The organism is Qipengyuania sp. HL-TH1 (assembly GCF_036365825.1).
GTDB lineage: Bacteria > Pseudomonadota > Alphaproteobacteria > Sphingomonadales > Sphingomonadaceae > Qipengyuania > Qipengyuania profunda.
Genome location: NZ_CP142675.1, coordinates 1,422,319 through 1,438,038, shown reverse-complemented (window position 1 = coordinate 1,438,038; position 15,720 = coordinate 1,422,319). Strand labels below are relative to the sequence as shown.

At 65.8% G+C, this 15,720-nt stretch carries 15 protein-coding genes; 2 read left to right on the top strand and 13 right to left on the bottom strand.

The genetic code is table 11. The features are described from left to right. Window positions 1-10: 10 nt before the first annotated feature. From rsmD to VWN43_RS07610, 3 genes are read right to left on the bottom strand one after another with little or no spacing between them, the layout of a single operon-like run. A complete protein-coding gene (gene rsmD / locus VWN43_RS07620) occupies window positions 11-556 on the bottom strand; it encodes a 16S rRNA (guanine(966)-N(2))-methyltransferase RsmD (RefSeq protein ID WP_320180009.1) in 546 nt (181 codons plus the stop codon). Then, window positions 553-1,320, bottom strand: coding sequence for a pseudouridine synthase (locus VWN43_RS07615; protein ID WP_253515283.1), 768 nt, complete (start codon window positions 1,318-1,320; stop codon window positions 553-555). The genes rsmD and VWN43_RS07615 overlap by 4 nt, the downstream gene beginning before the upstream one ends. A gap of 54 nt (window positions 1,321-1,374) precedes the next feature. Beyond that, the gene (locus VWN43_RS07610) at window positions 1,375-2,538 is read right to left on the bottom strand and encodes an aromatic ring-hydroxylating oxygenase subunit alpha (protein WP_320180010.1); all 1,164 of its coding nucleotides are present in this window, start codon (window positions 2,536-2,538) and stop codon (window positions 1,375-1,377) included. 71 nt (window positions 2,539-2,609) lie between these two features. On the opposite strand from VWN43_RS07610, the gene VWN43_RS07605 reads away from it, so the two are divergent. Further along, window positions 2,610-4,337 (top strand): AmpG family muropeptide MFS transporter, encoded by a 1,728-nt coding sequence (locus tag VWN43_RS07605; RefSeq protein ID WP_320180011.1) that lies wholly within the window; start codon window positions 2,610-2,612, stop codon window positions 4,335-4,337. A gap of 7 nt (window positions 4,338-4,344) precedes the next feature. Here the strand turns inward: VWN43_RS07605 and VWN43_RS07600 are convergent, their stop codons facing one another. From VWN43_RS07600 to purB, 9 genes are all read right to left on the bottom strand, one after another. Next, entirely contained in the window at window positions 4,345-5,637 is a 1,293-nt protein-coding gene (locus VWN43_RS07600; protein ID WP_320180012.1) for a bifunctional folylpolyglutamate synthase/dihydrofolate synthase, read from the bottom strand. 8 nt (window positions 5,638-5,645) lie between these two features. Next, window positions 5,646-6,494, bottom strand: a complete 849-nt coding sequence (accD, locus tag VWN43_RS07595; RefSeq protein WP_320180013.1) for an acetyl-CoA carboxylase, carboxyltransferase subunit beta — start codon at window positions 6,492-6,494, stop codon at window positions 5,646-5,648. 147 nt (window positions 6,495-6,641) lie between these two features. Then, window positions 6,642-7,421 (bottom strand): tryptophan synthase subunit alpha, encoded by a 780-nt coding sequence (gene trpA / locus VWN43_RS07590; RefSeq protein WP_330768540.1) that lies wholly within the window; start codon window positions 7,419-7,421, stop codon window positions 6,642-6,644. After that, on the bottom strand, window positions 7,418-7,618 hold the full coding sequence (locus tag VWN43_RS07585; RefSeq protein WP_320180014.1) for a hypothetical protein: 201 nt from the start codon (window positions 7,616-7,618) through the stop codon (window positions 7,418-7,420). The genes trpA and VWN43_RS07585 overlap by 4 nt, the downstream gene beginning before the upstream one ends. Continuing rightward, complete coding sequence (gene trpB, locus VWN43_RS07580) at window positions 7,615-8,832, bottom strand: tryptophan synthase subunit beta (protein ID WP_320180015.1); 1,218 nt, start codon at window positions 8,830-8,832, stop codon at window positions 7,615-7,617. Before trpB ends, VWN43_RS07585 begins: the two co-directional genes overlap by 4 nt. 96 nt (window positions 8,833-8,928) lie before the next feature. Beyond that, entirely contained in the window at window positions 8,929-9,561 is a 633-nt protein-coding gene (locus VWN43_RS07575; protein WP_320180016.1) for a phosphoribosylanthranilate isomerase, read from the bottom strand. 8 nt (window positions 9,562-9,569) lie between these two features. Beyond that, on the bottom strand, window positions 9,570-10,244 hold the full coding sequence (pyrF, locus tag VWN43_RS07570) for an orotidine-5'-phosphate decarboxylase (RefSeq protein WP_253515292.1): 675 nt from the start codon (window positions 10,242-10,244) through the stop codon (window positions 9,570-9,572). Beyond that, on the bottom strand, window positions 10,241-10,606 hold the full coding sequence (locus VWN43_RS07565) for a LapA family protein (protein WP_253515293.1): 366 nt from the start codon (window positions 10,604-10,606) through the stop codon (window positions 10,241-10,243). Before VWN43_RS07565 ends, pyrF begins: the two co-directional genes overlap by 4 nt. A gap of 58 nt (window positions 10,607-10,664) precedes the next feature. Beyond that, entirely contained in the window at window positions 10,665-11,975 is a 1,311-nt protein-coding gene (gene purB / locus VWN43_RS07560) for an adenylosuccinate lyase (RefSeq protein WP_320180017.1), read from the bottom strand. Between the two features lie 203 nt (window positions 11,976-12,178). On the opposite strand from purB, the gene VWN43_RS07555 reads away from it, so the two are divergent. Further along, a complete protein-coding gene (locus VWN43_RS07555) occupies window positions 12,179-14,953 on the top strand; it encodes a DUF3857 domain-containing protein (protein WP_320180018.1) in 2,775 nt (924 codons plus the stop codon). Here the strand turns inward: VWN43_RS07555 and radC are convergent, their stop codons facing one another. Next, complete coding sequence (radC, locus tag VWN43_RS07550) at window positions 14,954-15,664, bottom strand: RadC family protein (protein ID WP_320182106.1); 711 nt, start codon at window positions 15,662-15,664, stop codon at window positions 14,954-14,956. Window positions 15,665-15,720 lie beyond the last annotated feature (56 nt).

The following is a 15,720-nucleotide window of genomic DNA, read 5'->3' as shown; positions in this document are numbered from 1 at the left end:
GTGTCGTGAACTATCCGGCGAGGCGAAGCAGCGAAATCTTCGCCTTGCCGGTCTTTCGTTCGGCAACCAGTTCGAGCGTGCGCATGGCGCTGGCTTCCTTCGCGCCAGTTTCGAGCGCAACCCATGTCGCGGATCCGATCCAGCCAAGCCGGGTGAGGCGCTCGAGCGCAACATAGCCGGCTCCGGTTTCATAGGGCGGATCGAGCAGGATCAAATCATGCGGTGCCTTGGCAGGGCCCAGGCTCATGACCGAGGCTTGCTGCACCACACAGCGTGACCGTGCATCGAAGGTGTCGATATTGGCGCGGATGGCTTTCACCGCCTGGGCGTCCTGTTCGACGAACAGGCAGGATGCAGCGCCGCGTGACAGCGCTTCGAGCCCCAATGCGCCAGAACCGGCGAACAGGTCGAGCACCGCCAGGCCTTCGAAACTGCCGATGCGGCTGGCGAGCATGTTGAACAGCGTCTCGCGCGTCCGGTCCGCGGTCGGGCGGGTCAGGTCTCCTGGCGGTGCAACCAGTTTGCGTCCGCGCCATTCGCCCGCGATGATCCTCAAAGCTGGCCCCCGCGCTTGAGCTGCTTGCGGAACCGTTCGACATCGGCCTGGCGGATCTCGACCGCCTGCCCGCGCGGCAGATCGGCGAGTTCGAACGGGCCATAGGCGGTGCGCAGCAAGCGGTTCACCTTGAGGCCGAGATGTTCGAGCACGCGCCGCACTTCGCGGTTCTTGCCTTCGGTCAGCGTCAGCTGGATCCAGCGGTTCTTGCCCGATCCGCGCTCGAGATCGGCTTCGATCCGGCCATAGCGCAGGCCGTCGACCTCGACGCCTTCGATCAGATCGTCGAGCTGCGCCTGCGTCACATCGCCGAAGGCCCGCGCACGATAGGTCCGCGGGATCGCCGAGGAGGGCAGCTCCATCGCCCGCTTCAACTCGCCATCATTGGTGAGCAGCAGCAGGCCTTCGGTGGTGAAGTCGAGACGGCCGACCGGCATTACGCGGCCCGTTTCGCGGGGCAGGGCATTGCGCAAGGCGGTGTAGATCGTCGGGCGGCCGGCAGGATCGCGCTCGGCGGTGATCAGGCCGGACGGTTTGTGGAAGGCAAACAGCCGCGCTGCTTCGGCCTGCCCGACCGGCTTGCCATCGACGGTAACGCCGTTGAGATTCGCCAGCTTGACCGCTGGCGTGTCGAGCACCTTGCCCGCGATTGCGATGCGTCCGTCGGCGATCATCCGTTCGATCTCGCGGCGACTGGCGATGCCCGCACGGGCGAGCAGTTTGGCGATCCGGTCGCCTTCTTCGGGTAGTCGATTGTCGGCCATGGCCGCGCCAATACACACAAGTGCAATGCAGCGGAAGCGCTAGCTGTCCGGCGGCTAGATTGCGGCGCGCAGGGCGTCCTCGACGGTCTCGTGATAGCGCCGGATGCCGCCTTCCATCGTGCCCAGCGTCAGCTGGGGTACGGCGCCCGTGGCAAGACCCTGCTGGCCCAGTTCCGCAGCGCGGAAATCCTCGCCCGCGAAGACCCCGCCATCGAGCAGCGCCCAGCTACGTTCCCAGTGATCGCGCGCCTTGTCGGTCGAGGGATGTTCGGGGATCAGCATGAAATCCTCGACCAGCGTGCGATCATGCGCCTGCGGCATCATCACCATGACATTGATATAGTCGGGGCTGGGGATGATCAGCGCGCCGGGCAGCAGCTGGTAGGCGTAGGTCACCACGCGGCGCAGCGCGGCCATGTCCTCGAGGTCGACATCGGCCATTTCCTCCAGCCGCCCCACCGCGCTGCGCGCATGCGGTCCGATCATGTCGCCGCTGGTTGCGCCATCCTTGAAGAAAGGTCCGATGGTCTTCGCGTGCAGGCGGGTGACATGGTAGCTTTCGAGGAAGGCATCCATGATGAGCTTCCAATTCCCCGCGACCTCATGCGTCTTGCGGCGGAACAGCACCTGTTCGCCCATGCCCAGCGCGTCGAAGTCCTTGCCGATGGTTTCGGCCACGCCGAAGTCGGCGGTCTCTTCCTGCGGGCAGAACCAAATCAGCCCGCCGGTCTCCCTGCTTGGCAATTCGACCAGGCCGTATTCGCCCTTGTCCAAACCGGGGAAGGTGTCGGGCCGGGGGAGGGCAAGCAGCCTTCCGTCAACCGCATAAGTCCAGGCATGATAGGGGCAGACCAGCTTCTTGGTGCACTGCACCTCGCTGCCCTCGACCAGCCGCGTGCCGCGGTGGCGGCAGACGTTGAGGAAGACATGCGCTTCGCCTGCGGCATCGCGCGTGATCAGCAGCGGGCGTCCGGTGGCATCGTGCGGCACTCCCATGCCCGGATCGGGTAGCAGCGCGGAGGGGCAAAGGATCTGCGGCAGGCGGTCGTATATCGCGGTCTTTTCGCGGGCCCAGTAATCGGGATCGATATAGACGCTTGCAGGGACCGTGGTCGCCTCCGACGCATCGCGCTTGCAGCCCGCGGCGATATCCTTCGCCAGCGCCAGCATCCCTTCGGTCGGACGGCGCTGCGAATGTTTGGTGTCGACATCGTTCATGACGCCTGTTCCTCGCTCTCTCTCGTCGCTAGTGTCGCAAAAAATACGTCGAATTGGAAGGACGCTAGGGAATGGCCGCGGTCGCCGAAGAAACAAAGAAAATCTCCGCCTGGCGCGTGCTGGGCATGGCGCTGGGCAATCGCAAGACCGGTTTCATGCTGCTGTTCGGCTTCGCCAGCGGGCTTCCCTTCGCGCTGTTCCTCGGCACGTTGTTCGCCTGGCTGACCGAGGCCGAGGTCGATCTCGAGACGATGGGCATCTTCTCGCTCATCGGGCTGGCCTATGCCTTCCAGTTCCTGTGGTCGCCGCTGATCGACAAGGTCGACATCCCGCTGCTGCGCCGGCTCGGCAAACGCAAGCAGTGGATCGTCCCGATGCAATTGCTACTCGGGGCAATCCTGGTCACCATGAGCCTGCTCGAACCGCGCACGCAGTTGGGCATGTTCTCGCTGCTGGCGGGCATCGGCGCTTTCGCCAGTGCGACGCAGGACATTGCGATCAATGCGTGGCGTATCGACGTGGCGGACGAGGTGGCGACGATCGACATCCTCTCCACCGTCTACCAGATGGGCTTCCGGCTCTCATCGCTGGTCGGCGGTGCGCTCGGCCTGATCATCGCCGCGCGGATCGGCTGGCCCGAAACCTATATGATGATGGGCGGGATCCTGCTGGCAGTGGGCGCCGTCGGCCTGTTCGCCCCCAATGCCGAGGGCGCGGCCGAACTCACGGAGAACGACGAACAGGTCCGCGCGCTGCGAATGGCGGGCGAGCTGGCCCCGGAAATCCGCAACCGGGCATTGGCAGCGGTCGGGGCGTTGTGGGCTGCCGCAATCGGCGCGGTGCTGGCCTTCATGATCATGTCGATGACCTATGCGCCCGAGGATCGCCCCAATCCGACCCAGTTCATCGTCGTCTGGGGTCCCTGGATCATCGTTGCGACGATCATCCTCCCCTCGCTCATCGCGGGGTGGCTGTCGGGGCAGAAGAAGACCGGTAGGCACCTGCTGACCCACGATGCGCCGCCCGTCAGCGGAGGGTCCTATGTGCTCGATCACCTCTACCGCGCGCTCGTGCTGCCGCTGGTGGAACTGGTCGGGCGAATGGGCTGGTCGCTGGTGCTGATCTTCGCGGTCGTGCTCACCTATCGCATCTGCGATGCGATCTGGGGGACGTTTGCCTATCCCTTCTATCTGGGCGAGCTCGAATACACGAATGACGACGTGGCGTTTGCGTCGAAGTTCTTCGGCATCGGGGCGATCATCGCGGGGCTCGCGCTGGGCGGGCTGCTGCTTACCACGATTGGCCGCATGGCCACGCTGCTGATCGGCGGGATCCTCGCGGCGCTGACGAACCTGCTCTATGCCGACATGGCGATCGGCGGACACACCATGCAGGCGTTCAGCGATGCGGTCGGCTTCACCTATCTCATCGAACAGGTCCCGGGCATCGGCGACGCTGCGCTTGCCAAGCTGACGATCACCATCGGCTTCGAAAACCTCGCCATCGGGATCGCGGGTGCGGCCTATGTCGCGTGGCTGTCCTCGATCGTGTCGAAGAAGTTCAGCGCGGTGCAATATGCGCTGCTGTCCTCGCTCACCCTGCTGGTCGGCACTTTGGGCCGCGGGGCATTGGGAGAGATGATCGAGAACCAGGGCTATTACGACGTCTTCGTCCTGACCACCTGGATCGGGCTGGGCGCGGCGGTGCTGGTGTGCGTCGAATGGTACCGCGAAAGCCGGTGGAAGGAATCGGCCGGGATCGTCGCGCCCGAAGCGGGCGAAGCCGTTCCCGCCGAATGAGGCGGCGCTAGTCGGGCAGTTCGGCGTTGAGCCGGAGGACCTCGCCCGCGAGATAGAGCGAGCCCGCGATCAGCACGGGCAGGCCGTCTGCGGGCAGGTCGGCAAGCGCGGTCGCAACGTCCGGCTTGCCTGCCGCCCGTGCCCCGAACGCCGCCGCTGGATGCCACTCATGACCGGGGACGGGCACAACCGAAAGGCTGACGATGTTGGGCGCGAGCGGTTCGGTCAGCGCCGCGGGATCCTTGGCGTCGAGCATGCCGATGACAAGGTGCAGCCGTCGCCCGGCGAAATGCTCGCCCAGCATCCTGCCGGCGTCGGGATTGTGCCCGCCGTCGAGCCAGACTTCGCGCGCTCCGGCCAGGGGGCCATCCGCCAGCCGCTGGAGCCGCGCGGGCCAACGTGCCTGTGTCAGGCCCTGCGCAATGGCGGCGCGCGAGACGGGAAGCTTGTCCTGATGGCGGAGCAGGGCCACTGCCAGCGCCGCATTCTGCGCCTGGTGCGCACCCGGCAAGGCGGGGAGCGGCAGGACGAGTTCGCCGCGCTCGTCGCGGTAGCGAAGCGCTTCGGCGACCTCGGTATCCCATTCCTCGCCGTGCATCGCCAGCGGCGCTCCAACGCGCGCAGCGGCGGCCATAACCTCGCCGCGTACCTCGCCCGGATAGGACAGGCACACTAGCGGTGTGCCCGGCTTGGCGATTCCCGCTTTCTCGAAGGCAATGCGCGCCAGTGGCTCTGCCGGTACACCGGCCTCGGGCACTAGCAGGAAGCGCTCGTGATCGATCCCCAGCGCGGCAATTCCGCAGGCGGCAAGCACTTCCGGCCCCAGCACATTGGTAGCATCGAACCGCCCGCCGAGCCCAACCTCGACCACGCAGGCATCGGCGGGCACCCGCGCGAATTCGGTGAAGGCGGCGGCGATGGTCACTTCGAAGAAACTGGGATTGAGGTCTTCGCCGCTGTCGAGGACCTCGCCCAGAAGCTCGGCCAGCCGCGCGTCCTCGATCAGCTTCCCGGCCAGCCGGATACGTTCGTTATAGCGCACCAGATGCGGGCTGGTGGTGACATGGACGCGGTACCCTTGCGCCTCCAGCATCGCGCGCAGGAAGGCACAGGTCGAGCCTTTGCCATTGGTCCCGGCGACGTGGAACACCGGGGGCAGCCGCAGCTGCGGATTGCCAATCCGGTCGAGCAGCGCGCGGATCGTTTCGAGGCCGAGCCGGCCGTCGGGCACGGACAGGCGGCCCAGCCGGTCGAGCTGGCGCTGCACCGCGGGGCTGTCGGAGCGGGCGAAATCCCGCATGCTGCGCGTCAGGCAGCCTCGGCGGGCGCCAGGTAATCGAGCAGCGTCGCCAGCGTATCGGTCAGATCGTGTCGATGCACCACCATGTCGACCATGCCGTGCTTGTGCAGATATTCGGCGCGCTGGAACCCATCGGGCAGCTGTTCGCGGATCGTGTCCTGGATCACGCGCTGCCCGGCGAAGCCGATCAGTGCGCCCGGTTCGGCGATATGCACGTCGCCCAGCATGGCATAGCTGGCAGTGACGCCGCCCGTGGTCGGGTCGGTCAGCACGACGATATAGGGAAGTCTGGCTTCCTTCAGCCGGCGCGTCATCACGGTCGCCTTGGGCATCTGCATGAGGCTGAGAATGCCTTCCTGCATCCGCGCGCCGCCCGCCGCGGTGACCACGATATAGGGGCAGTGCCGCGACAGCGCGCGCTCGGCGCCCTGGCAGAAGGCGGTGCCCACCGCCATGCCCATCGATCCGCCCATGAAGCCGAAATCCTGCACGCCGACGACCGCGGGCTTGCCCTGGATCGCGCCCGAACCGACGAGGAAGGCATCCTTGTGCGGGCTCTTGGCGCGCGCCTTCTTGAGGCGGTCGGTGTATTTCGCAGTATCGCGGAACTTGAGCGGGTCTTCCTTCACCTCGGGGATGGGAAGGACGTCGTAGCCTTCGTCGAGCAGCTGGCGCAGGCGCTCGTCGGCGCCGATGCGGCCGTGGTGGTCGCAGCGCGGGCAGACGTAGGAATTTTCCTCATATTCCTGCGCGAACACCATCTGCTGGCAGCTGGGGCACTTGACCCACAGGTCCTTCTCGGTGCTGCGCTTGGACAGCGAGGTGATCGAATTGCGGACGCGCGTGAACCAGTTCATGCGTTGGGCCTATAGTCGGGTTGTCACAAAGCTCAAATAGTCAGCGAACCGTCGTAGCGTCATCCCTGCGCAGGCGGGGATCCAGCTGAGCGATCGTCGGGCGCACCGCTGCGTTATCTGGGCCCCTGCCTGCGCAGGGGCGACGGGCTAGCGGGCTGCGTGAACGGCTTCTGCCAGCGACGCGGTAAGTTCGCGCAGTTTGGCAGGCGCGGCGGTGCCATGCTCGGCCACCAGTTCGACCAGCGCCGAACCCACGACCACGCCATCGGCCACCCGCGCAATCTCGCGGGCCTGCTCGGGCGTGCGCACACCGAAGCCGACTGCGACCGGAATATCGGTCGCCGCCTTGATCCGGCTGACGTTGGCCTCGATTGATTCGATCGCCGCTTGCTGCATGCCGGTGATGCCCGCGACCGCGACGTAGTAGAGGAAGCCCTCGCTTCCTTCGACAACCGCGGGCAGGCGCTTGTCGTCGGTGGTGGGAGTGGCGAGCCGGATGGGGGCGATCCCCGCAGCACGCAGTTGGGGGCCAAGCGCGTCGTCTTCCTCGGGCGGGATGTCGACGCAGATCACGCCGTCGACGCCCGCATTCTTAGCGGCTTGCGCGAACCATTCGGGCCCGCGGCGGATCATCGGATTGGCATAGCCCATCAGCACCAGCGGCACCTCGGGATGACGCTGGCGGAACTCGGTCGCGATGTGCAGCACATCGGCGGTGGTTGTGCCCTTGCCGAGCGAGCGGATATTGGCCTTCTGGATCGCAGGCCCGTCGGCCATCGGATCGGTGAAGGGCATGCCCAGTTCGATTACGTCCGCGCCGCCTTCGACCATTGCGTCGAGATTGGCTGCGGTGTCACCGTCGCCCGCCGTGAGGAAGCAGACGAGCGCTGGGTGGGGCTTGGCGAAGGCGGTAGAGAGGCGGGTCATTTTTTCTCGAGATTTCGAGGGGCTAGCGGGATGAAGAACCCAACCAAAAACATCACCGGCGCCGTTTCAATCCAAAAGTCCTGGTTCAAAGTCAGCGGTCGACCTAGCGTCAGCATGAGCATGAACTTGAGTGCCAGAGAGAGAATGATGGCGATCAGCCCGGTGAGCACGCAGCGCCGAAGCAGGGTCCACTTCACATCTCCACTCCCAGCCTTTCGGCCACGGTGAAAATGTCCTTGTCCCCGCGTCCGCACAGGTTCGCGAGGATCACGCTTTCTTTCGGCATGTCCTTGGCGACCTTTGCCACCGCCGCGATGGCGTGGCTGGGTTCGAGCGCGGGGATGATGCCCTCGGTGCGGCAGAGCAGCTGGAAGGCTTCGAGCGCCTCTTCGTCCGTGACGGCGGTATATTCGACCCGCTCCATGTCCTTGAGCCAGGCATGTTCCGGACCGATGCCGGGATAGTCGAGACCCGCGCTGATCGAGTGGCCTTCGGTGATCTGGCCGTCATCGTCCTGCAGCAGATAGGTCTTGTTGCCATGGAGCACGCCGGGGAAGCCGCCGAGCAGGCTGGCAGCGTGCTGGTCGCCATCAAGGCCATAGCCGGCCGCCTCGACACCGAGCATCTTTACATCTGGGTCGTCGAGGAAGGGGTGGAACAGGCCGAGCGCGTTGGAACCGCCGCCGATCGCCGCGACCAGCAGGTCGGGCAGGCGGCCGATACGGTCCTGCATCTGCTGGCGCGCTTCCTTGCCGATCACGCTCTGGAAGTCGCGGACCAGCTCGGGGTAGGGATGCGGACCCGCGGCGGTGCCGATGATGTAGAACGTGTCGTGGACATTGGCGACCCAGTCGCGCAGCCCCTCGTTCATCGCGTCCTTGAGCGTGCCGCGCCCGCTGGTCACGGGTACCACCTCGGCGCCGAGCAGCTTCATGCGGAAGACATTGGGCGACTGCCGCCGGACATCTTCCGCGCCCATATAGACCACGCAGGGCAGGCCGAAGCGCGCGCAGACGGTGGCGGTGGCAACGCCGTGCTGGCCCGCGCCGGTTTCGGCGATGATGCGCGTCTTGCCCATGCGGATCGCGAGCAGGATCTGCCCGATGCAATTGTTGATCTTGTGCGCGCCGGTATGGTTCAATTCGTCGCGCTTGAACCAGATCTGCGCACCCCCGACCGCCTCGGTCAGCCGCTCGGCGAAATAGAGCGGGCTGGGGCGGCCGACATAATGTTCGAGCAAATCGTCGAACTCGCGCTGGAATTCGGGATCGGCCTGCGCCGCGCGATATTCACGCTCGAGATCGAGCACCAGCGGCATTAGCGTTTCGGCGACATAGCGCCCGCCGTAATCGCCGAAATGCCCGCGCTCGTCGGGCTGGGTGCGGTAGGAGTTGGGATTGGTTTCGGTCATCGCTTTCCCCTTGCCGTTGCCAAGAGGCGAAGTCGAGACAGCTTTGCTATTTTGCAGAGCATCAGGACTGCGGTCCGCAGCTATTCAGGCGGTGCGTCAGGCGCTCCGCACGGCGCGGCAGAAGTCGGCGATGCGCTGCGGATCCTTGACGCCGGGCGCACTTTCCACCCCGCTCGAGGTATCGACCAGTGGTGCCTGGGTCGCACGGATCGCCTCGGCGACGTTGTCTGCCGTGAGGCCGCCCGCCAGCGCCCAGTCGATCTGGTGGTTGTGCCCGGCGAGCAGCGACCAATCGAAGGCCGTGCCATTGCCACCCGGCAGCTTCTTGGCGGGGGCATCGAACAGCAGGCGATCGACCATGCCGATATATTTCTCGCTGCGGGTCAGCGTGCCCGCGTCTTTCAGCCCGACTGCCTTCCACACTTCATAGGACAGGCTCCGGCGTATGCCGCCGATCCACTGGGGCGTCTCGCTCCCGTGGAACTGGATGACGTCGGGCTGGATCGCGTTGAGCGCGCGCCCGGTCAGCTCGGGATCGGCATTGACCAGCAGCAGCACCGCCTTGGCTTTGCCGCGGGCCCGCTCACGCAGTTCCCGGGCCTGGTCGAGCGCGACATGCCGCGGAGAGGGTTCGTAATGCACGAGCCCGATATGCGTCGCGCCCGCTTCGATCGCGGCGTCCACGGTTTCGGGCGTCGAGAGCCCGCAAATCTTGATCTGAACCGACATGAGGTGTCCTAGAGCGTCGCTTCGATATCACGCGCGGCCTGCGCGGGGTCCTCGGCGCGGCTGATCGGTCGGCCGATCACCAGCACGCTGGCGCCATCGTCGCGCGCCTGGCGCGGGGTGACGACGCGTTTCTGGTCGCCCACGGCGCTGCCTGCCGGGCGCAGGCCGGGAACGACGAAGAAGCCGTCCTTCCACTGGTCGTGGACCGCCTTCATTTCCTGACCCGAGCAGACGATTCCGTCGAGACCCGCTTCGTGAGACAATTCGGCGAGGCGCTTCACATGATCGTGCGCGCTGCCCCTGATGCCGGTGCGCTCAAGGTCGCGATCGTCCATGCTGGTGAGCATGGTGACGCCGACGACCCTGGTATTCTCTCCCGCCGCGGCCTTGGCATCTTCCAGCATCGCGCGCCCGCCGCTGGCATGCACCGTGACGATGCTCGGTTCGAGCACGTGGATCGCCTGCATCGCACCGGCAACGGTGTTGGGGATGTCGTAAAGCTTGAGGTCGAGGAAGATCGGCAGCCCAAGCTGGCCGATCATGTGCACCCCGTGCGCGCCATGTGCGCAGAAGAATTCGAGCCCCAGCTTGATCCCGCCGACATGGCCCTTGACCTTCTTGGCCAGATCGAGGCCGTCGCGCAGGTGCGGAACGTCGAGTGCAAGATAGATAGGGTTGGTCATGCGGGTTTCGACGGCTCGGGGTCGACCGGATTGACCGGTTCGGGCGGCAGGTCGCTGGCGGGTGTCTCGGCGGTGGGCGTTTGCGTCGGTGCGGGCGCGGGCGCCGCAGCCGGGGTTGCCAGGCGGGTGGTCGCAGCCTCCAGCGCATTGATCCGGCGCTGCGCGCGCCATTTGCTGGCGCGGTGAACCAGCCACATCGGCACCAGGCCGAGCAGGAAGGAAATGATCACCAGCGCGGGCAGCTTGGTCTCGAGCACGAGGTTCGACCAGATCTGCACTTCGACCGGCTTCCAGTTGAAAAAGCTGAAGGCCAGCAGCGAGAACAGCAGCAGGACCCAACCGATGGTGCGCACGATTTGCATGAAGTGAAGCCCCTCTTGTGTCTTGTCGGGCGATGCTAGGCCGGGACCCGTCCCGCGTCTAGCCGAAGACCCGCGCGAAGATCGTGTCGACGTGCTTGAAGTGGTATTCGAGGTCGAATTTCTCCTCGAGCTGCTGGGCGCCGAGCGCGGCGGTGACGTCCTCGTCGCGCTTGAGCAGGTCGAGCAGCGTCAGCCGGCCATCCGATTCCCACACCTTCATCGCATTGCGCTGGACGAGGCGGTAGGCATCCTCGCGGCTGACCCCGTTCTGCGTCAGCGCCAGCAGCACGCGCTGCGAATGGATCAGCCCGCCCATGCGGTCCATGTTCGCTTGCATGCGTTCGGGATAAACCAGCAGCTTGTCGACCACCCCGGTCAGCCGCGCTAGCGCGAAATCCAGCGTGATGCAGGCGTCGGGGCCGATGAACCGCTCGACCGAGGAATGCGATATGTCGCGCTCGTGCCACAGCGCGACGTTTTCCAGCGCTGGCAGGGCATAGGCGCGGATCATGCGCGCCTGGCCGGTGAGGTTTTCGGTCAGGATCGGGTTGCGCTTGTGCGGCATCGCGCTCGACCCCTTCTGGCCGGGTGAGAAATATTCTTCCGCCTCGAGCACTTCGGTGCGCTGGAGGTGGCGAACCTCGACCGCCAGCCGCTCGACCGAACCGGCGATGACGGCCAGCGTCGAGAAGAACATTGCGTGCCGGTCGCGCGGGATGACCTGCGTCGAGACCGGCTCCACGGTCAGGCCGAGCTTGTCGGCGACATGCTCTTCCACCTGCGGGTCGATATTGGCGAAGGTGCCGACAGCGCCCGAAATGGCGCAGGTCGCGATTTCCGCGCGCGCCGCCACCAGCCGGGTCTTGCAGCGGTCGAATTCGGCATAGGCCTGCGCCAGCTTTAGCCCGAAGGTCACCGGTTCGGCATGGATACCGTGGCTGCGCCCGATGGTGGGCGTGTATTTGTGTTCCTCCGCGCGGCGCTTAATCGCTTCGAGCAGGCCGTCGAGATCGGCCAGCAGGATGTCTGCAGAGCGGGCCAACTGGACCGCAAGTGTCGTGTCGAGCACGTCGCTGCTGGTCATGCCCTGATGCATGAAGCGTGCCTCGTCGCCGACATTCTCGGCGACCCAGGTAAGGAAGGCGATGACATCGTGCTTCGTGACCGCTTCGATCGCGTCGATCGCCTCGACGTCGATCTTGGGATCGGTTGCCCACCAGTCCCACAGCGCCTTGGCCGCGCTCGGCGGGACCACGCCCAGTTCGCCGAGCTTTTCGGTCGCATGCGCCTCGATTTCGAACCAGATGCGATACTTCGCCTCGGCCTCCCACAAAGCGGTCATTTCGGGACGGGCGTAGCGGGGGACCATGGTGAGCTCCGGATGCGATAGGGGCTGAAACGTGGCGCTGCCGCTAGGCGGAGCGCAACCGAATAGCAAGGTTCGCGCGAGCCGGTCCGCACTGTGGTGCGCGCGGCACGCACGGCGTGAAACAACAGCTTTCGGGCGGCGAAATATTGGCAGGCCGCCGCTTATCGCATAGATGCGCGGGAATTAGGGGGAGTTCCAAAGACTTGTCGTACCGTTCACTTGCTGCCGTGCCGCTGTTTGTCCTCGCCGCTCCCGTGTTGGCGGGTGAGGAAGTCCGTTATGTCGAACCGCCCGCCTGGGTCGAACCGCTGTATGACGGCGGCCTTGCGGAATCGCGTGACAACATTCCGCTTTACGACCGGCAGGTCCGGCTCGAGGACGGCACCGTCACGCGCTACACCGATATCGCCTATTGGCTCGATACCACGCAGACATTGCAGCAGGCGGGAACGATCCAGCTGGCCTGGCTGCCCGACAAGGGCGACCTGGCGGTGCACCGGCTCGAGATCCTGCGCGATGGCGCGGTCATCGATCTCCTCGCCGATGGGCTGCGGCCCGAAATCCTGCGCCGCGAACGTGAACTCGAGCGGCGCTCGGTCGATGGTGTCCTGACCGCCGCTTTCGCCATTCCGGGGCTGAAGATCGGCGATGTGCTGCGGGTAACGTCGTCGAGCAGCCTGCGCGACCAGGCGCTGGCGGGCGAAATGCAGTTTGCCGAAGGAATTGTTGCCGAGCCGACCAAGATCGGGCTGGGGCGCCTGCGGCTGTCATGGCCCGAATCGGCGCCAATCCAGTGGAAGACGCTGGGCGATGTGGCTGCGCCCGAGAGCTGGAACGAGAGCGGGTATACCGTGCTCGATTTCAGCCTGCCGGTGGCCGAGCCCGACCCCATGCCCGAGGATGCGCCGGGCCGGTTTACGGTGGGGCCGCAAATTCAGGTCGGCAGCTTTACCGACTGGGCCCACGTCTCGCAGTCGATGAGCCGCTATTTCACGACCGAGGGTACCATTGCGCCCGGCGGCGCGATCGCCAGCGAGGTGGCGCGGATCGAACAGGCCACCGACGTGCCGCTCGAACGCGCGGCGATGGCATTGCGGATGGTGCAGGACGAGGTCAGCTACCTGCTCAACGGCATGGACGGCGGCAATTACCTGCCCCAGGCGCCCGAACTGACCTGGGCGAACCGCTATGGCGACTGCAAGGCCAAGAGCCTGCTGCTGCTGGCCATGCTGCGCGCGATGGGGATCGAGGCCGAAGCGGTACTGGTCGATAGCGACAATGGCGATGCGGTGGCGATTTCGCAGCCGATCCCGGGCGCCTTCGACCATATGATTGTGCGCGCGCAAATCGCCGGCACGGACTATTGGCTCGACGGGACCAATGCCGGGTCGCGGCTGGCGACGATCGACGAAGTGCCCGACTTCGGCTGGGCCCTGCCGATCCGCAGCGAAGGCGCCGACCTGATCCCGGTTACGCAGCGCTGGCCCCAAGCGCCCGACCGGCTGCTGAAAGTGACCTATGACATGTCGGCAGGGGTCGACATGCCCGCGCTGTATACCGCCGACATCGAATTTCGCGGCTCGATGGGTGCGCGTTGGCGCGCGGAGGCAGCACAGGACGATCCCATGATCGTGGTCGGGGCGGCGACCAAGTATCTCGAAGACGTCATCGGGGGCGTCGTTTACGACGCGCGCATTACCTATGACGACGAGGCCGGGGTCGCCCGGCTGGTCGCCGAGGGCATGGCCTTCGACCAGTTCGAATTCGATCGCGGCGTCGCCAGCCATTATGTGACCGGGGCGACCACCAATTGGAGCTTCCAGCCAGATCGTGCGCGCTCGGCATGGCGCGAGATCCCCTATCGCACCGGTGGCCCGCTGACGATGGCGGAACTGTGGACCTACCAGCTGCCCGAAAACAGCGACGCTGTTCAACTGAGCGGTATCGACACACTCGACGAGCTCGCCGCGGGGACACGCTTCATCCGCGCCGCCGAACTGGGCGAGGAGACGTTCGAATTCCGCGATTCCACATCCTATGTTCCCACCGAGATTCCGGCTGCCGAACTCGGCGATGCGCGCCGTGCCATTCGCCGGATCGCCAGCGGGGACCCGGTGCTGCGCATCGAGGGTCCCGCGCGGCTGTGGGAGCTTGACGACAAGACCATCGCCCGGCGGCTCCAGCCGCATATCGACGGCGCGTCGAAACTGATCGAGCTCAAGTCCGATATGGCGGCCTTCCACGCCTTTCGCGGGACCCTGTTGACCCTGGCGCGCGACTACGAGGATGCGATCGCCGATTTGGATCGCGCGATCGATCTGGAAGGCAGCGCAGAGCTGTATCTGCTGCGCGGCGAGGCCTACAACGCCATGGGCGAATACGATTTGGCGCTGGCGGATGCGCAGACCGCTTTCGATTTGCAGGGCGATTTCGAATATGCCTCGAACCTCGCGCTGCGACTGTCGCTGGCGGGCCGCGCGGACGAGGCGCTCGACTTGCTCGACCGGCTGGGCCTGTCGGGGGACGAGGGCGTTGACGTCGACACCGCGTGGGCCGAAATGTCCGGCCATGCGGACCGCGCCGCCGAGGCGTGGGACCGGCTCCAGGTCGCTCTCGACCGCCAGCCCGACGACGTATCACTGCTCAATTCGCAGTGTTGGACCGCGGGTATCTGGAGCTACCAGCTCGAACTGGCCGAGGAGGTCTGCGACCGGGCAGTTGCGGTCTCGGGCAATGCGCCCGGCGTGCTCGATAGCCGCGCGCTTGCCTATTACCGTCTTGGCCGCAAGGACGAGGCGATGGCGGATCTGGAGGCGGCACTGGCGCAGGAGCCTGGGCAGGCGGCTAGCCTGTTCCTGCGCGGCCTGATCCGGCTGGAGAGCGGTGACAAGAGCGGGCGCGAGGATCTGATTTACGCGCGGCGGATCGAACCGGGTATCGATCGCCAGTACAAGGGCTACGGCCTGGTCCCGCGCTGATTAGATCAGGCCCTTCGCGCGCAGCGAGACATTGCCCTCGCGGCCGATGATCACATGGTCGTGCACAGTCACGCCGAGCAGGCGGCCGGCCTCGGCAATCCGCGCGGTGATAGCGATATCGGCACGGCTGGGTTCGGGATTCCCGCTGGGGTGGTTGTGCACCAGGATCAGCGCGGTCGCGCCGATATCGAACGCCTTGCGAATTACTTCGCGCGGGTGGATCGCCGCCTCGTCGATCGACCCCTCGCCAAGCAGGTGGTCGAGGATCAGCCGGTTCTGCGCATTCAGGTAAAGCACGCGGACGCGCTCGTGAGCGAGATGCGCCATGTCGATCGCGAGATAATCGAGCAGCGCCTGCCAGCTCGCCAGCACCGGCTTGTCCTGCACTGCGCCGCGCGCCATCCGCCGGGCGGCCAGACTGCAGGCATAAAGTGCCGCGGCGCTGGCTTCGCCCATGCCCTTGACCCGTTGCAGCGCCTGCGGATCGGCGGCGAGGACACCCGAGAACGACCCGAAATGGGCAATCAGCGTCTTGGCCAGCGGCTTGGTATCGCCCTGGCGGATCGCGGCGAAGAGCAGGAATTCGAGCAGTTCGTAATCGGCGAGTGCTTCGGCACCGCCCGACAGCAGGCGTTCGCGCAGACGCTGGCGGTGCCCGGCACCGGCATGCGTCGCCGATTTATTCGTATCCCCCGGCAACCATTCCCCCATGCGCCGCGTTTGACGCACTTGCATTGCCTTTAGCAGGCAATACGCGCAAGTGTGGG

Coding starts and splice junctions, on each gene's coding strand:
- VWN43_RS07615 (WP_253515283.1), bottom strand. CDS start 1,320: ATGGCCGACAATCGACTACCCGAAGAAGGCGACCGGATCGCCAAACTG.
- VWN43_RS07610 (WP_320180010.1), bottom strand. CDS start 2,538: ATGAACGATGTCGACACCAAACATTCGCAGCGCCGTCCGACCGAAGGG.
- VWN43_RS07605 (WP_320180011.1), top strand. CDS start 2,610: ATGGCCGCGGTCGCCGAAGAAACAAAGAAAATCTCCGCCTGGCGCGTG.
- VWN43_RS07600 (WP_320180012.1), bottom strand. CDS start 5,637: ATGCGGGATTTCGCCCGCTCCGACAGCCCCGCGGTGCAGCGCCAGCTC.
- accD (WP_320180013.1), bottom strand. CDS start 6,494: ATGAACTGGTTCACGCGCGTCCGCAATTCGATCACCTCGCTGTCCAAG.
- trpA (WP_330768540.1), bottom strand. CDS start 7,421: ATGACCCGCCTCTCTACCGCCTTCGCCAAGCCCCACCCAGCGCTCGTC.
- trpB (WP_320180015.1), bottom strand. CDS start 8,832: ATGACCGAAACCAATCCCAACTCCTACCGCACCCAGCCCGACGAGCGC.
- VWN43_RS07575 (WP_320180016.1), bottom strand. CDS start 9,561: ATGTCGGTTCAGATCAAGATTTGCGGGCTCTCGACGCCCGAAACCGTG.
- pyrF (WP_253515292.1), bottom strand. CDS start 10,244: ATGACCAACCCTATCTATCTTGCACTCGACGTTCCGCACCTGCGCGAC.
- VWN43_RS07565 (WP_253515293.1), bottom strand. CDS start 10,606: ATGCAAATCGTGCGCACCATCGGTTGGGTCCTGCTGCTGTTCTCGCTG.
- purB (WP_320180017.1), bottom strand. CDS start 11,975: ATGGTCCCCCGCTACGCCCGTCCCGAAATGACCGCTTTGTGGGAGGCC.
- radC (WP_320182106.1), bottom strand. CDS start 15,664: ATGGGGGAATGGTTGCCGGGGGATACGAATAAATCGGCGACGCATGCC.